The 348-nt window shown below is 68.1% G+C and carries 1 protein-coding gene; it reads left to right on the plus strand.

Going from position 1 to position 348, the window contains the following annotated elements; genetic code table 11:
- Window positions 1–348, plus strand: a 348-nt coding sequence (locus ACNAW0_RS30750) for a hypothetical protein (RefSeq protein ID WP_416291541.1), incomplete at both ends; no start/stop codon positions are given.

Below are 348 nucleotides of genomic sequence, written 5' to 3' on the forward strand. Positions count from 1 at the left end.
TTGCGGCACCGGCAGGTGCGGGACCGGTGGCTTGCCGACGGCACGCACGTGTCGTTTGGTGTGTTGGCGAATGCGTGGAAGGAGACCGTCCGCGACGCGATCGGTGACATCACCGCGAACCGGGAGGCGGCCAAGGTCAAGGTCCGGCGGGCGATCGCCCGGCACACCGCCGATCCGGTCGAGTTGAAGCGGATGTTCGACGTGTTGAAGGCCGACTGGTGGGCCAGTGATCCGTTCCTGGCTCGGCAGATGCGCCGGCACTGGCAGCGGGGCCGCAACCGCACGCACGATCAGATCGTGGTGCGCGCCGACAACTACGATAACGCCGTCGATGGGCGGGGCCGGTTG

It is taken from the genome of Micromonospora sp. SL1-18 (assembly GCF_047921505.1).
Taxonomy (GTDB): domain Bacteria; phylum Actinomycetota; class Actinomycetes; order Mycobacteriales; family Micromonosporaceae; genus Micromonospora.